The 14,683-nt window shown below is 58.9% G+C and carries 20 protein-coding genes; 2 read left to right on the forward strand and 18 right to left on the reverse strand.

The annotated features are described in order from the left end of the window. Positions 1–135 precede the first annotated feature (135 nt). Positions 136–648: a TlpA family protein disulfide reductase gene (locus tag F0Q04_RS00900; RefSeq protein WP_116926823.1), complete on the forward strand. Its 513-nt coding sequence runs from the start codon at positions 136–138 to the stop codon at positions 646–648. A gap of 109 nt (positions 649–757) precedes the next feature. Beyond that, positions 758–1,252, forward strand: coding sequence for a GNAT family N-acetyltransferase (locus F0Q04_RS00905; protein ID WP_116926822.1), 495 nt, complete (start codon positions 758–760; stop codon positions 1,250–1,252). A 127-nt stretch (positions 1,253–1,379) separates the two neighbouring features. Here the strand turns inward: F0Q04_RS00905 and F0Q04_RS00910 are convergent, their stop codons facing one another. From F0Q04_RS00910 to F0Q04_RS00995, 18 genes are all read right to left on the reverse strand, one after another. Continuing rightward, positions 1,380–1,889 carry a peroxiredoxin gene (locus F0Q04_RS00910; RefSeq protein ID WP_116926821.1) on the reverse strand — a complete coding sequence of 170 codons (510 nt, stop codon included), beginning with the start codon at positions 1,887–1,889 and terminating at the stop codon, positions 1,380–1,382. Between the two features lie 128 nt (positions 1,890–2,017). Further along, positions 2,018–2,287, reverse strand: coding sequence for a 30S ribosomal protein S17 (rpsQ, locus tag F0Q04_RS00915; RefSeq protein ID WP_021025601.1), 270 nt, complete (start codon positions 2,285–2,287; stop codon positions 2,018–2,020). An 11-nt stretch (positions 2,288–2,298) separates the two neighbouring features. Then, on the reverse strand, positions 2,299–2,496 hold the full coding sequence (gene rpmC, locus F0Q04_RS00920) for a 50S ribosomal protein L29 (RefSeq protein ID WP_021025600.1): 198 nt from the start codon (positions 2,494–2,496) through the stop codon (positions 2,299–2,301). Positions 2,497–2,513: 17 nt separating this feature from the next. Next, complete coding sequence (gene rplP, locus F0Q04_RS00925; protein ID WP_021025599.1) at positions 2,514–2,930, reverse strand: 50S ribosomal protein L16; 417 nt, start codon at positions 2,928–2,930, stop codon at positions 2,514–2,516. Between the two features lie 2 nt (positions 2,931–2,932). After that, on the reverse strand, positions 2,933–3,796 hold the full coding sequence (rpsC, locus tag F0Q04_RS00930) for a 30S ribosomal protein S3 (protein ID WP_021025598.1): 864 nt from the start codon (positions 3,794–3,796) through the stop codon (positions 2,933–2,935). A gap of 16 nt (positions 3,797–3,812) precedes the next feature. Then, positions 3,813–4,145 carry a 50S ribosomal protein L22 gene (gene rplV, locus F0Q04_RS00935; RefSeq protein WP_021025597.1) on the reverse strand — a complete coding sequence of 111 codons (333 nt, stop codon included), beginning with the start codon at positions 4,143–4,145 and terminating at the stop codon, positions 3,813–3,815. Positions 4,146–4,155: 10 nt separating this feature from the next. Beyond that, positions 4,156–4,431, reverse strand: a complete 276-nt coding sequence (gene rpsS, locus F0Q04_RS00940; protein ID WP_027010580.1) for a 30S ribosomal protein S19 — start codon at positions 4,429–4,431, stop codon at positions 4,156–4,158. Positions 4,432–4,441: 10 nt separating this feature from the next. After that, entirely contained in the window at positions 4,442–5,266 is an 825-nt protein-coding gene (rplB, locus tag F0Q04_RS00945; protein ID WP_021025595.1) for a 50S ribosomal protein L2, read from the reverse strand. 2 nt (positions 5,267–5,268) lie between these two features. After that, positions 5,269–5,604 (reverse strand): 50S ribosomal protein L23, encoded by a 336-nt coding sequence (rplW, locus tag F0Q04_RS00950; RefSeq protein WP_021025594.1) that lies wholly within the window; start codon positions 5,602–5,604, stop codon positions 5,269–5,271. After that, positions 5,601–6,221: a 50S ribosomal protein L4 gene (rplD, locus tag F0Q04_RS00955; protein ID WP_021025593.1), complete on the reverse strand. Its 621-nt coding sequence runs from the start codon at positions 6,219–6,221 to the stop codon at positions 5,601–5,603. The genes rplW and rplD overlap by 4 nt, the downstream gene beginning before the upstream one ends. Then, entirely contained in the window at positions 6,221–6,892 is a 672-nt protein-coding gene (rplC, locus tag F0Q04_RS00960) for a 50S ribosomal protein L3 (protein ID WP_021025592.1), read from the reverse strand. The genes rplD and rplC overlap by 1 nt, the downstream gene beginning before the upstream one ends. Positions 6,893–7,125: 233 nt before the next feature. Then, the gene (rpsJ, locus tag F0Q04_RS00965) at positions 7,126–7,437 is read right to left on the reverse strand and encodes a 30S ribosomal protein S10 (RefSeq protein WP_021025591.1); all 312 of its coding nucleotides are present in this window, start codon (positions 7,435–7,437) and stop codon (positions 7,126–7,128) included. 25 nt (positions 7,438–7,462) lie between these two features. Next, a complete protein-coding gene (tuf, locus tag F0Q04_RS00970) occupies positions 7,463–8,653 on the reverse strand; it encodes an elongation factor Tu (protein WP_116926819.1) in 1,191 nt (396 codons plus the stop codon). Between the two features lie 147 nt (positions 8,654–8,800). After that, positions 8,801–10,912 (reverse strand): elongation factor G, encoded by a 2,112-nt coding sequence (gene fusA / locus F0Q04_RS00975; RefSeq protein ID WP_182344014.1) that lies wholly within the window; start codon positions 10,910–10,912, stop codon positions 8,801–8,803. 158 nt (positions 10,913–11,070) lie between these two features. Then, positions 11,071–11,544 carry a 30S ribosomal protein S7 gene (gene rpsG / locus F0Q04_RS00980; RefSeq protein WP_021026534.1) on the reverse strand — a complete coding sequence of 158 codons (474 nt, stop codon included), beginning with the start codon at positions 11,542–11,544 and terminating at the stop codon, positions 11,071–11,073. Between the two features lie 169 nt (positions 11,545–11,713). After that, positions 11,714–12,091, reverse strand: coding sequence for a 30S ribosomal protein S12 (gene rpsL, locus F0Q04_RS00985; protein WP_012202325.1), 378 nt, complete (start codon positions 12,089–12,091; stop codon positions 11,714–11,716). 656 nt (positions 12,092–12,747) lie between these two features. Then, a complete protein-coding gene (locus F0Q04_RS00990; protein WP_232539469.1) occupies positions 12,748–13,920 on the reverse strand; it encodes a D-alanyl-D-alanine carboxypeptidase family protein in 1,173 nt (390 codons plus the stop codon). A gap of 85 nt (positions 13,921–14,005) precedes the next feature. Further along, the gene (locus F0Q04_RS00995) at positions 14,006–14,647 is read right to left on the reverse strand and encodes an alpha/beta hydrolase (RefSeq protein ID WP_116926817.1); all 642 of its coding nucleotides are present in this window, start codon (positions 14,645–14,647) and stop codon (positions 14,006–14,008) included. Positions 14,648–14,683: the final 36 nt, after the last annotated feature.

A 14,683-nucleotide genomic window follows, 5' to 3' on the forward strand; every position in this document is an offset into this window, starting at 1 on the left:
CGGCCATTATGGGCACGGCACTGTGATGGTCAAGCCGTGCGCGCAGGTATGGCCAGCTTACTGCGCCCGTCAGCAACACTGGTCGCATAATGACCACAGCGCCGAACTTTCGGCACCGCCTTGACTCCGAGCACCATGTCCCGAAAAACCTCCACCACCGTCCTCACCACGCTGGCCATCGCTGCGGCGATTGGCATTGGTGCCTTTGTCTACCAGGGCACGGGGCAGGCGGCCGCGCCCGAGAGCCGGTTTGTGCTGCTCAACGGCAGCACGCAGACGACGGCCGACATGAAGGGCAAGGTCACCCTGGTGAACTTCTGGGCCACCAGCTGCACCACCTGCGTGGCGGAAATGCCCGAGATCATCAAGACCTACGACAAGTACAAGGACCGTGGCTACGACACCATGGCAGTGGCCATGCACTACGACCCGCCCAGCTATGTCGTCAACTTTGCAGAGTCGCGCAAGCTGCCTTTCAAGGTCGCGATCGACAACACCGGCCAGATTGCCAAGGACTGGGGCGACATCCAACTCACCCCGACCACCTTTGTCGTGAACAAGCAGGGCCAGGTGGTCAAGCGCTATGTGGGCGCGCCCAATTTTGAGGAGCTGCACAAGCTGATCGACAAGCTGCTCGCAGAGACCTGAACCTTTGCAGCACCCCCCCAAGAAAACCGCCCTTGATAGGCGGTTTTTCAATGGCGCCTGCGATGGCGCGGGCGCTACACTGCACATTCCTTGACTAAGCGCCGCCGCTGTGGACCGACCTGAGATAACGTTCCTGCACCCCACCACACCGGAAGAGCTCGCCGTGACCCGCGAGATCTTTCGGGAATATGCCCAGTCACTGGATATTGATCTGGGTTTCCAGGGTTTTGAGGAAGAGCTGGCCGAGCTGCCCGGCGAATATGGCGACCCACGCGGCGACCTGGTGCTGGCGCTGGTGGAAGGCTCGGTCGCCGGCTGCTGCGCGCTGCGGCCCATGGACGACGTGGACTACAGCAACGCCTGCGAGATGAAGCGCCTCTATGTGCGCAAGGCCTTCCGGGGCTTTGGCCTGGGCCGCCAGCTGGTGGACTACACCATGGCCAGCGCGATCCGCCTGGGATATGACTGCATCCTGCTCGACACGTTGGACAGCATGGAGTCGGCCCGCGCGCTCTATGCCGATTTTGGCTTTGAAGAGATTCCGCCCTACTACCACAACCCCGTCGCCGGTACGCACTACCTCAAGGCCGACGTCCATCCCTGACCGCTGCGCTAGGAACAGCGCACTGCAGATACCGCTGCCAGCCACAAAAAAGCACGCCCAGGCGTGCTTTGTGCATTCCGGCCAGGCCCTGCAACGCCTTGCAGCGCAGCAGCAGCCCGATGTGGCCTTAGGCCTGCTTGGCTTGGGCCAGGATGGTGTCGGCATCGCTGACCGTGAACTGGCCAGGGGCTTCCACGTTCAGCTGCACCACCTTGCCATCCTTGACCAGCATGGAGTAGCGGTTGCTGCGCAGGCCCAGGCCCTTGCCGTTGAGGTCCAGCGTCAGGCCGGTGGCCTTGGCAAAGGCGGCATCGCCGTCACCAATCATGCGCACCTTGCCTTCGGTGTGCTGGTCCTTGCCCCAAGCGCCCATCACAAAGGCGTCATTGACGGACAGGCACCAGATTTCATCCACACCGGCGGCCTTGAAGGCGTCTGCCTTTTCCACGTAGCCAGGCAGGTGCTTGGCCGAGCAGGTCGGCGTGAAAGCGCCGGGCACCGCAAACAAAGCGATGGTCTTGCCAGCCGCTTCCTTGCTCACATCAAAGGCATTGGGGCCCAGGCTGCAGCCATTGCCTTCGACCGCCACAAACTCGCTCAGGGTTGCAGAGGGAAGCGAATCGCCAACTTTGATCATGGTGTACTCCTTGTAAATTGCCCATCAGGCAGTGATCCCGCCGGCCGGAGGGCCAAAACGGGCATAAAAAAACGACCCACAGATTGTGGGTCGTTTTTGAAGTTACGTTGGTGCAAGTCGCAAAAGACTTAAACCAAAGCAGCCTTTTGCACCAAGCGGGTAGCAACCCAGTTCTTGGTCTTGGAGAGCGGACGGCTCTCGGTGATCTCGATCGTATCGCCGGTGTTGTACTCGCCCTTTTCGTCGTGGGCGTGGTACTTGCTGGACTTGATCATGATCTTGTCGTAGATGGGGTGCTTCACGCGACGTTCTACCAGAACGGTCACGGTCTTTTCACGCTTATCGCTGACCACCTTGCCAATCAAGGTGCGCTTGAGGGATTTTTTAGCTTCCGTCATGTCGGCTCCTATTACTTGGCGGCTTGCTTTTCAGCAAGAATGGTCTTGGCACGTGCCACATCGCGGCGGGTAGCCTTGATGGTAGCGGTGTTGCCCAGTTGTTGCGTTGCCTTTTGCATGCGCAGACCAAAGTGAGCCTTTTGCAAGGACTTGATCTCGGCTTCCAGGCCAGCAACGTCTTTTTGGCGCAGTTCAGCAGCTTTCGTCATATCGATTTCTCCTGAATTTAAGCGCCAAGCTGACGGGTAACGAACGTGGTGCGCAGCGGCAGCTTGGCAGCAGCCAGGCGGAACGCTTCGCGGGCCAGTTCTTCGGGCACGCCAACGATTTCGAACACCATCTTACCGGGCTGAATTTCAGCCACGTAGTACTCTGGGTTGCCCTTACCGTTACCCATACGGACTTCGGCTGGCTTGGTCGAGATTGGCTTGTCAGGGAACACGCGGATCCAGATACGGCCGCCACGCTTGACGTGACGGGAGATTGCACGACGTGCAGCCTCGATCTGGCGGGCCGTCAGGCGGCCACGGTCCGTGCATTTCAGGCCGAAATCACCGAACGCTACCGTGTTACCACGGGTTGCGATACCAGTGTTGCGACCCTTTTGCTCCTTGCGGTATTTGCGGCGAGCAGGTTGCAGCATAGTTATTCTCCTTTACCGTCCGCTGCTGTAGCGGGCGCGTCAGTCTTGCGAACGCGCTTAACGGAATCAGCACCAGCGCCGGCGGGCTTGTCGCTGCCGTCTGCAGGAGCCGTGTTACCACCAGCGGGGCGACGAGGGCCACGCGATGGACGATCGCCATTGCGGTTGTCACGACGAGGACCACGTGGACGACGCTCTTCTTCAGGACGTGGCGTTTCTGCGGCTGGCAGATCGTTACGACCCAGAGTGTCACCCTTGTAGACCCACACCTTCACGCCGATCACACCGTAGGTGGTCTTGGCTTCGGAGGTGCCGTAATCGATGTCGGCGCGCAGGGTGTGCAGTGGCACACGACCTTCGCGGTACCACTCGGTACGTGCGATTTCGATACCGTTGAGACGGCCCGACGACATGATCTTGATACCTTGAGCGCCCAGACGCATCGCATTCTGCATCGCACGCTTCATGGCGCGACGGAACTGGATACGCTTTTCGAGCTGCTGGGTGATCGAGTCAGCGATCAGCTGGGCATCGATTTCAGGCTTGCGCACTTCTTCGATGTTCACAGCCACTGGCACGCCCAGGCGAGCAGCGAGTTCCTTCTTCAGGGCCTCGATGTCTTCACCCTTCTTGCCGATCACCACACCAGGACGCGCCGAGTAAATGGTGATGCGGGCGTTCTTGGCAGGACGCTCGATCAGAACGCGTGCCACGGCAGCGTTCTTCAGCTTCTCTTTCAGGTACTCACGAACCTTGATGTCTTCGGCCAGCATGCCGGCGAAATCACGGTTGCTTGCGTACCAGCGGCTAGACCAGTTACGGCTGACCGCCAGACGGAAGCCGGTAGGATGGATTTTTTGTCCCATGTTCTTCCTTTAGGCCTCAGTTACCCACGGTCACATAAATGTGGCAGGTAGGCTTGCTGATGCGGTTGCCGCGGCCCTTGGCGCGAGCGGTAAAACGCTTGAGCGTGGTGCCTTGCTCGACGAAGATGGTCTTGACCTTCAATTCGTCGATGTCAGCGCCGTCGTTGTGCTCAGCGTTGGCGATAGCGGACTCCAGAACCTTCTTGACGATCACGGCAGCTTTTTTCTGCGTGAATTCGAGAATGTTCAGAGCTTGGTCAACCTTCTTGCCGCGAATCAGATCCGCAACCAGACGGCCTTTGTCAACCGACAGGCGAACGCCGCGGAGGACTGCACGTGTTTCAGACATGGTCTACTCCTTATCGTTTCGCTTTTTTATCAGCGGGGTGACCCTTGAAGGTGCGCGTCAGGGCGAATTCGCCGAGCTTGTGGCCCACCATCTGGTCGGTTACATATACCGGTACGTGTTGCTTGCCGTTGTGCACGGCGATGGTCAGACCGATGAAATCGGGCAGAACCATGGAGCGACGCGACCAGGTCTTCACTGGTTTCTTGTCCTTGGTGGCGATGGCCTTTTCGACCTTTGCCAGCAAGTGATGGTCAACAAACGGACCCTTTTTAAGAGAACGAGTCATTTGCTACCCCTTACTTCTTACGGCGCGACACGATCATGGTCTGTGTGCGCTTGTTGTTACGGGTACGGTAGCCCTTCGTCAGATTGCCCCATGGGTCAACTGCGTGACGGCCTTCACCGGTCTTGCCTTCACCACCACCGTGTGGGTGATCGACAGGGTTCATCACCACACCGCGGACGGTAGGACGAATACCCATCCAACGCTTGACACCGGCCTTGCCCAGTTGGCGCAGGCTGTGTTCTTCGTTGGCGACTTCACCGATGGTTGCACGGCATTCGATATGGATCTTGCGAACTTCGCCCGAACGCATACGCACTTGGGCGTAAACGCCTTCGCGAGCCAGCAGGGTAGCCGAGGTACCAGCGGAACGGGCGATTTGTGCGCCAGCGCCGATCTTCAGCTCGATGCAGTGAATGGTCGAACCCACAGGGATGTTGCGGATCGGCAGGGTGTTACCCACGCGGATCGGTGCTTCAGAGCCACTGATGATGGTTGCGCCCACTTCCAGGTTACGCGGAGCGATCACATAACGACGCTCGCCGTCTGCGTAGCACACCAGAGCGATGTGAGCGGTACGGTTTGGATCGTATTCAATGCGTTCCACCTTGGCGGGGATGCCGTCCTTGGTGCGCTTGAAGTCCACCACACGGTAGTGGTGCTTGTGACCACCGCCCTTGTGACGGGTAGTGATGTGACCGTTGTTGTTGCGGCCTGCCTTTTGGAACTGAGGTTCCAGCAGAGGAGCGAAACCTTCGCCCTTGTGCAGATGGCCACGGGTCACCTTCACCACATGGCGTTGGCCGGGCGAAGTTGGTTTGAGCTTAATAACAGCCATGATTACGCAGCCTCCCCAGAGAGGTTCAGCTCTTGACCTGGCTTGAGCAGCACATAAGCCTTGCGCACGTTGTCGCGGCGGCCGATGGTCTTGCCAAAGCGCTTGGTCTTGCCCTTGGTGTTCACCACAGACACGCCCTTCACTTCGACCTTGAACAGCAGCTCAACAGCGGCCTTGATCTCGGGCTTGGTGGCGTTCTGCAGCACCTTGAATGTCACAGCGTTGGACTTTTCAGCAACCAGCGTGGCCTTTTCGGACACGATAGGAGCAACCAGCACTTGCATCAGACGACCTTCGTCGAACTTGCGTTCGGCGGGAGTAGGGTTCACACGGCTCATGCGAACATCTCCTTGAGTTTGTCGAGAGCGCCCTTGGTAACGAGCACTTTCTTGAATTGCACCAGCGACACTGGATCAGCGTAACGTGGCTCAACCACGAACACATTCTTCAGATTGCGCGAAGCGAGGTACAGGTTTTCGTCCACTTCGTCGGCGATCACCATCACCGAGTCCAGGTTCATGGACTTGAACTTGTCAGCCAGTACCTTGGTCTTGGGCGAATCAACCGTCAGCGAATCAACCACAGCCAGGCGGCCTTCACGGGCCAGCTGCGAGAAGATGGATGCCATACCGGCGCGGTACATCTTCTTGTTGATCTTCTGCGTGAAGTTTTCATCAGGCAGATTCGGGAAGATGCGACCGCCGCCACGCCACAGAGGCGAAGACGACATACCAGCACGTGCACGGCCAGTACCCTTTTGTTTGAAAGGCTTGGCGGTGGTGTGACGGACCTGTTCGCGGTCCTTTTGAGCGCGTGTGCCTTGACGGCCGTTGGCGCGGTAAGCAACGATGATCTGGTGAATCAGGTCTTCATTGAAATCGCGACCAAACACGGTCTCAGGAGCGTCCACTTGGGAGGCTGCCTTACCTTGTTCGTTCAGGAGTTCGAGCTTCATTAGTTCGCTCCTTTAGCGGCTGCCTTGACAGCAGGACGCACGGTCACGAAGCCATTCTTCGAACCGGGGATTGCGCCCTTGATCAGCAGCAGTTGACGGGCTTCGTCGATACGAACCACGTCGAGATTCTGGGTAGTCACGGTCTCATCGCCCATGTGACCGGTCATGCGCTTACCGGGGAACACGCGACCTGGGTCTTGTGCCATACCGATCGAGCCGGGAACATTGTGCGAACGGCTGTTACCGTGAGAAGCACGTTGCGACTTGAAGTTGTGACGCTTGATGGTACCGGCGTAGCCCTTACCGATCGAGGTACCTTGCACGTCGACCTTTTGGCCCACTGCGAAGATCTCGGTCACTGGCAAGGATGCACCTGCGGCGTACTTGCCGGCGGTGTCAGCTTCAACGCGGAATTCCTGGGTGATTTCACCAGCTTCCACGCCTGCCTTGGCCAGGTGGCCAGCGGCTGGCTTGGTCACGCGCGAAGCGCGGCGTTGACCAAAAGTGACCTGCAGGGCCACGTAGCCGTCGTTCTCTTGGGTTTTGACCTGGGTCACGCGGTTGTTAGACACATCCACCACGGTGACAGGCACTGCATCGCCGTCATCCGTGAACAGGCGCATCATGCCTACCTTACGGCCCAGCAACCCGAGGGAGTTGCTTTGACTCATTTGTTGCTCCAAAACTTCCGCCACCGAAACTGCAATTGGCTCGGTGTTGCCCCTGGGTTTGACGCCACAGGCACGAAAGAAGGTTAATAAAAACTTCGCCTCTTACCACCAAAATGCCAGGCACATTGGATGTATAGATCACGAAGCCATAAATTCTAACGCGAACTTCCCAAATAGGCAAGTTCGCGTTAGAAAGGACAAGCAGCCACACCGGCAGGTGTGGCTTTCAGGCCTTATTGCAGTTTGATTTCGACGTCCACGCCGGCAGCCAGGTCCAGCTTCATCAGCGCGTCAACGGTCTTGTCGGTAGGATCGACAATGTCCATCAGGCGTTGGTGGGTGCGGATTTCCAGCTGGTCACGCGAAGTCTTGTTCACGTGGGGCGAACGCAGAATGTCAAAACGCTTCATGCGGGTTGGCAGTGGCACTGGACCCTTGACAATCGCGCCGGTGCGCTTGGCGGTTTCAACGATTTCAGCAGCGGACTGGTCGATCAACTTGTAATCGAAAGCCTTCAGGCGGATGCGGATTTTTTGCTTGGACATGGTTAATTCCCAGTTGTGCTAAGAATTAAGCAATGATCTTGGCAACCACGCCAGCGCCCACGGTACGGCCGCCTTCGCGAATAGCGAAACGCAGACCTTCTTCCATAGCGATGGGGTTGATCAGCTTGACGGTGATCGACACGTTATCGCCAGGCATCACCATTTCCTTGTCAGCTGGCAGCTCGATGGCGCCGGTCACGTCCGTGGTACGGAAGTAGAACTGAGGACGGTAGTTGTTGAAGAAAGGGGTGTGGCGGCCGCCTTCGTCCTTGCTCAGCACATACACTTCAGCGGTGAAGTGGGTGTGTGGCTTGATCGAGTTAGGCTTGCACAGCACTTGGCCACGCTCCACGTCTTCACGCTTGGTGCCGCGCAGCAGCAGGCCAACGTTGTCACCAGCTTGACCTTGGTCCAGCAGCTTGCGGAACATTTCCACGCCGGTCACGGTGGTCTTGACGGTATCCTTGATACCGACGATTTCGATTTCTTCGCCGACCTTGATGATACCGCGCTCGATACGGCCGGTCACCACGGTACCACGACCGGAGATGGAGAACACGTCTTCCACGGGCATCAGGAAAGCACCGTCCACAGCGCGCTCTGGCGTTGGGATGTAGGTGTCCAGCGCTTCAGCCAGACGCAGGATAGCGGGTTCACCCTTGTCGGATTGGTCGCCTTCCAGAGCCAGCTTAGCCGAGCCGCGGATGATGGGGGTGTCGTCACCTGGGAAATCGTACTTGTCCAGCAGTTCGCGGACTTCCATTTCCACCAGCTCCAGCAGCTCTTCGTCATCCACCATGTCGCACTTGTTCAGGAACACGATGATGTAAGGCACGCCCACCTGGCGAGCCAGCAGGATGTGTTCACGGGTCTGGGGCATGGGGCCGTCAGCAGCCGAGCAAACCAGAATAGCGCCGTCCATCTGGGCAGCGCCGGTGATCATGTTCTTCACATAGTCGGCGTGACCTGGGCAGTCCACGTGAGCGTAGTGGCGGTTAGCCGTTTCGTACTCAACGTGTGCGGTATTGATGGTGATGCCGCGTGCCTTTTCTTCAGGAGCAGCGTCGATTTCGTCGTACTTCTTGGCTTCGCCGCCGAACTTGGCAGACAGCACGGTTGCGATAGCAGCCGTCAGCGTGGTCTTGCCGTGGTCCACGTGACCAATGGTGCCCACGTTGACGTGCGGCTTGGTCCGTTCGAATTTACCTTTTGCCATGAGAATTCTCCAAATAAAGAGCAAAACCTGTGTTGGGTTTAACGTCTACACCGAATTGCTGGGTCGCTTCGCACAGGAAACAAAGCGGCACCCGGTCGTAGACAAAAAAGCGATCCGCACCTGGCAAGCCAGGTGCGGGCGCATATTTTAGGCCTTTGCGCGGGAAGCGACAATAGCCTCGGCCACATTACGTGGGGCTTCAGCGTAGTGCTTGAACTCCATCGTGTACGTAGCGCGGCCTTGCGTTTGCGAACGCAGCGACGTGGCGTAGCCGAACATTTCGGACAGTGGCACTTCTGCCTTGATGGCCTTGCCGCCACCGACCATGTCGTCCATGCCCTGCACCATACCGCGGCGGGAAGACAAGTCACCCATCACGGTACCGGCGTAGTCTTCAGGCGTTTCCACTTCCACGGCCATCATGGGCTCGAGGATCACGGGGCTGGCCTTGCGAGCAGCTTCCTTGAAACCGAAGATAGCGGCCATCTTGAACGCCATTTCGTTCGAGTCCACATCGTGGTACGAACCGAAGGTCAGCGTCACTTTGACGTCCACCACAGGGTAGCCAGCCAGCACGCCGGAGGTCAGCGCTTCGATCACGCCCTTTTCCACCGCAGGGATGTATTCGCGAGGAACCACACCGCCCTTGATGGCGTCGACGAACTCGAAGCCCTTGCCTGGCTCTTGCGGCTCAACCGTGAACACCACGTGACCGTACTGGCCCTTACCGCCGGACTGGCGAACGAACTTGCCGTCCACGTCCACCACCTTTTGGCGAATCGTTTCGCGGTAGGCCACTTGGGGCTTGCCCACGTTGGCTTCCACGTTGAATTCACGCTTCATGCGGTCAACGATAATTTCCAGGTGCAGCTCGCCCATACCGGCGATGATGGTCTGACCCGATTCTTCGTCGGAGCGCACGCGGAACGATGGATCTTCTGCAGCCAGACGCGACAGAGCGATACCCATCTTTTCCTGGTCGGCCTTCGACTTGGGTTCCACAGCCTGTGCAATCACGGGCTCTGGGAACACCATGCGTTCGAGCACGATAGGCGAAGCCACGTCGCACAGGGTTTCACCGGTGGTCACGTCCTTCAGGCCCACGCAAGCGGCGATGTCACCGGCGCGGATTTCGTCCACTTCGATACGGTCGTTCGCCATCATCTGCACGATACGGCCGATACGCTCTTTCTTGCCCTTGACCGAGTTGTACACGGTGTCGCCCTTGGACAGAACGCCGGAGTACACACGCACGAAGGTCAACTGGCCCACGAACGGGTCGGTCATCAGCTTGAACGCCAGAGCGGAGAACTTTTCGCCGTCGTCCGCCTTGCGGGTCAGCTTCTTTTCTTCGTCTTCTGGGTCGGTACCAGCCACGTCAGGGATGTCCACTGGCGAAGGCAGGTAGTCGATCACGGCGTCCAGCATGCGCTGCACACCCTTGTTCTTGAACGCGGTGCCGCACAGCATAGGCTGGATTTCGGTCGACAGCGTGCGGGCACGGATACCGGCCTTCACTTCTTCTTCCGACAAGGTACCTTCTTCCAGGTACTTGTTCATCAGCTCTTCCGACGCTTCGGCAGCCGATTCCACCAGGTTTTCACGCCACTTGTTGGCGGTCTCGACCAGGTCTGCAGGAATGTCAGCGTATTCGAACTTCATGCCCTGGGACGCTTCGTCCCAGATGATGGCCTTCATCTTGACCAGATCGACCACGCCGGTGAAGTTGTCTTCAGCGCCGATTGGGATCACCACGGGCACGGGGTTGGCCTTCAGGCGCAGCTTCATCTGGTCGTAGACCTTGTAGAAGTTGGCACCGGTACGGTCCATCTTGTTCACAAAGGCCAGACGTGGCACCTTGTACTTGTTGGCCTGACGCCACACGGTTTCGGACTGGGGCTGCACGCCACCCACAGCGCAGTACACCATGCAAGCACCGTCGAGCACGCGCATGGAACGTTCCACTTCAATCGTGAAGTCCACGTGGCCGGGGGTGTCGATGATGTTGAAGCGGTGTTCTGGGTAGGACATGTCCATACCCTTCCAGAAGCAGGTCACTGCAGCGGAAGTGATGGTAATGCCACGCTCTTGCTCTTGCTCCATCCAGTCGGTGGTAGCAGCGCCGTCGTGCACTTCGCCCAGCTTGTGGGTCACGCCGGTGTAAAACAGGATACGTTCGGTCGTGGTGGTTTTACCTGCGTCGATGTGCGCAGAAATACCGATATTGCGGTAGCGCTCGATGGGGGTCTTGCGAGCCATGGTTGATCCTTTGTTGATCAGTAAGTGTGGAGGCGATGCGGACTGGCGGATTGCGCAGGCATCAGCCTACGATGTGAGGGCAGTCTCAATCCGAGCAAGGCCGCAGGCAAAAATTGTTGCATGCGGCCTTTGCAATATCGAGACAGATCTCGCGCAGCTTAGAAGCGGAAGTGGCTGAATGCCTTGTTGGCTTCGGCCATACGGTGCACTTCGTCACGACGCTTCATCGCGCCGCCACGGCCTTCGGTGGCTTCCAGCAGTTCGTTGGCCAGGCGTTGGGCCATGGACTTTTCACCGCGCTTGCGAGCAGCTTCCTTGATCCAGCGCATGGACAGAGCCAGACGACGGACAGGACGCACTTCCACTGGCACCTGGTAGTTGGCACCGCCAACACGGCGGGACTTCACTTCGACCATGGGCTTGACGTTGTTGATGGCAACAACGAAAGCTTCCAGCGGGTCTTTATCAGGGTGCTTCTTCTCGATCAGTTCCAGAGCGCCGTAAATGATGCGCTCAGCAACTGCCTTCTTGCCGCCTTCCATGATCACGTTCATGAATTTGGACAGCTCTACATTGCCGAACTTTGGATCCGGCAGAATTTCACGTTTGGGGACTTCGCGACGACGTGGCATTTCTTTACCTCTATCTTTGCTTCAGTTGGCATCTTTTCAGACACCGCGAGAGCCAATCAAGGACTCCCACTTACTCGACCCACACAAAACACTTGCGCTTGGGGTCACTACGCTGAATCTCGCGCCACGCGGGACACAGCACCTTTGTATTCGTTCAAAAAACCAGGGCTTACTTGGCCTTAGGCTTCTTGGCACCGTACTTCGAACGGGACTGCTTACGGTCCTTGACGCCTTGCAGGTCAAGCGAACCGCGCACGATGTGGTAACGCACACCTGGCAAGTCCTTCACACGGCCACCGCGCACCAGCACAACGCTGTGCTCTTGCAGGTTGTGGCCTTCACCGCCGATGTACGAAATGACTTCGAAACCGTTGGTCAGACGAACCTTGGCCACCTTACGCAAAGCCGAGTTAGGCTTCTTAGGCGTCGTGGTGTACACACGGGTGCACACGCCGCGGCGCTGGGGGCAGTTTTCCATAGCAGGGCTCTTGGATTTAACAACTTCTACCGTGCGGCCCTGACGCACGAGTTGGTTAATGGTTGGCATTAATAAACGTCCCTAAACGTGAAATTACCGTGAACTTACCGTGATTTGCTGCCAGCCCCTTGCCCCAAAGGCAAAGACGGCAGCCCCTTCGGAAATTCCGAAAAGCCCTCTAATGTACCACCTGACTCCAAATTGAGCAAATGGTTTGGACCCAGGGCCACTGCCCGGTGGCCGCCATCGGGGCACTTTCTTCAGGCAGCGCCCAACAGCTCTGCTTTAGCTGCTCTCATTTTTGCAAGCACAGAAACCACAAAGCGTGCCAGGGGCACGCTTTGCAGAGGGGTGGACTGGGCGTCTGCCGGGCCTTAGAACCTGTTCAAAGTCTCCTCGCGCCGCGACAGTGTCTTTGCGGGATGGGATGCTAGGGGGGGGCGCCCAGCCGCGCAATACCGCAGCAATAGCCCGGCTATTGCGAGGATTTGCAACGACGCAGACCGCCCCTGCCCGGGCGGCCCTAGCCGGGCGCCCCTTCCCGGGCAGCGCAAAGCCACTGTCCCTAAGGGTTGGAGTGAAATCGGGCGATTTCTGCGCGCTGGCCCTTGCTTGCACCCCGGTGCAAGCTGCGTTCCATCCCTTCGAACTCATCCCGATTGCACTCCAACGCGGCTGCGTAGAGACTTTGAACAGGTTCTTATAGGGCCGGCATCAGCACCGCTTTACTTGATCCACAGACGGATCGCATCCCAGGCGCGGCCAAAGATGCCCGCTTCTGCGACATCGTCGAGCGCCACCAGCGGCACCTCGGCCACTGGCTGGCCGCCTGCCATCACCTTCAAGGTGCCCAGCTTCTGGCCCTTGGTGAAGGGCGCAATCAGCGGCTCCTGGCTCACCACCTGGGTTTCGAGCTTGCCGCCGGTGCCCGCTGGCACATTCACGACGATGGGCGCCACGCTGCCGATCTTGACGGTGTCCTGCGCGCCCTTCCAGGCCTTGGGGGTCGCCACGGCCTGGCCGCCATCGAACAGCTTGACGGTGTCGAATGCGGTATAGCCCCAGTTCAATAGCTTCTGGCTTTCGTTGGCGCGGTCCTTGTCGCTGGCCGCTCCCAGCAGGATGGAGATCAGGCGGCGCTCGCCCGCATTGGGTACCTGGCGCTTGGCCGTAGAGACCAGGCAATAGCCGGCGGCATTGGTGTGGCCGGTCTTGAGGCCGTCCACCGTCGGGTCGCGGAACAACAAAGTATTACGATTGGTGCCGTTGGACTTGGGCGTGCCGGGGTAGAACCACTGCTTGGTCGCGTAGTAGTGCATGTACTCCGGGAAGTCCTTGATCAGGCGGTTGGCCAGAATGCTCAGGTCCTTGGCGGTCGTCGTGTGGCCCGGCTCGGTCAGGCCTTCGGGGTTCTTGTAGACCGTGTTGGTCATGCCCAGCGCCTTGGCCTGCTCGTTCATCAGGCGCACAAAGTTCTCGGCCGTGCCACCCACCGCTTCGGCCAGCGCCATCGTCGCGTCGTTGCCGGACTGCACAATCATGCCGTGCAGCAGGTCATCCACCTTCACCTGCATCTTGGGGTCGATGAACATGCGCGAGCCGGGCATCTTCCAGGCGCGCTCGCTCACCGGCATGGTCTGCTCCAGGCTGATCTTCTTGTTGCGCAGCGCATCGAACACCACATAACCCGTCATCAGCTTGGTGAGCGAGGCCTGCTCGACCGGCGCATCCACATCCTTGGCCGCCAGGATCTGGCCGGTGGTCACGTCAAACAACAGGTAGTTGCGCGCCGCGATCTCGGGCGGCTGGGGCGCTGCCAATTGGGCAAAGGCCAGGGTGGGCGCCAGCAGCGCTGCTGCAGCCCAGTTACGCAGGGTGGGCATCAAGCTCGATTTCATGTCGTTCAACTCTTAGAAACAAGTGCCTGCAGCGCAGGATGGCTGGCCGCAGGATATCAAAAACAATAGCAATACTACACCACCATCACAAGGCGGGGGCCAGCAGGTGGCGCGTGACCAGGCCTTTGAGCAGCGGTAATTGTCCGTGGAAAAAATGCCCGCCTCCGGGCACAACCGTAACCGGTAGTATCTGAGGCCGGGCCCAGTCCATCACCGCCGACAGCGGCACCGTGTCATCGGCCTCGCCATGCACCACCAAGGTGCGCTCATGGGCTTCGGGCGGCAAGGTCGCCACCGTAAAGCGCGATGCGGCCGTGCCCACGAACACCGCCTTGTCGATCTGGCGTTGGGGCCAAAGTTCCGCCAACGCATGGCTCATCACAAAGGAGCCAAAAGAAAAACCGGCCAGCGCCAGATTCCCCTGGGGCGCGAGCTGCTCGACCACGGCCAGAAAATCATCTCGCTCGCCGCGGCCTTCGTCATAGCTGCCTGCCGACTGGCCGACACCGCGAAAGTTGAAGCGCAGCGCCGTCCAGCCGCTCGCCACAAAGGCCCGCGCCAGGGTCTGCACCACCTTGTTGTCCATCGTGCCGGCAAACAGCGGATGGGGATGGGCAATGATGGCCGTGCCGCGCTGTGCGCCATCGGGGCTGGCGGCCAGATCACGGGCCACTTCCAGAATGCCGGCCGGCCCGTGGATGGTGAAACGTTCGGTTTGCGCGTTCATGCTGCGGTCTACTCCATGGCGGGCCACCCACCGCCT

Source organism: Comamonas koreensis (genome assembly GCF_014076495.1).
GTDB classification, from domain to species: Bacteria; Pseudomonadota; Gammaproteobacteria; order Burkholderiales; family Burkholderiaceae_C; genus Comamonas; species Comamonas squillarum.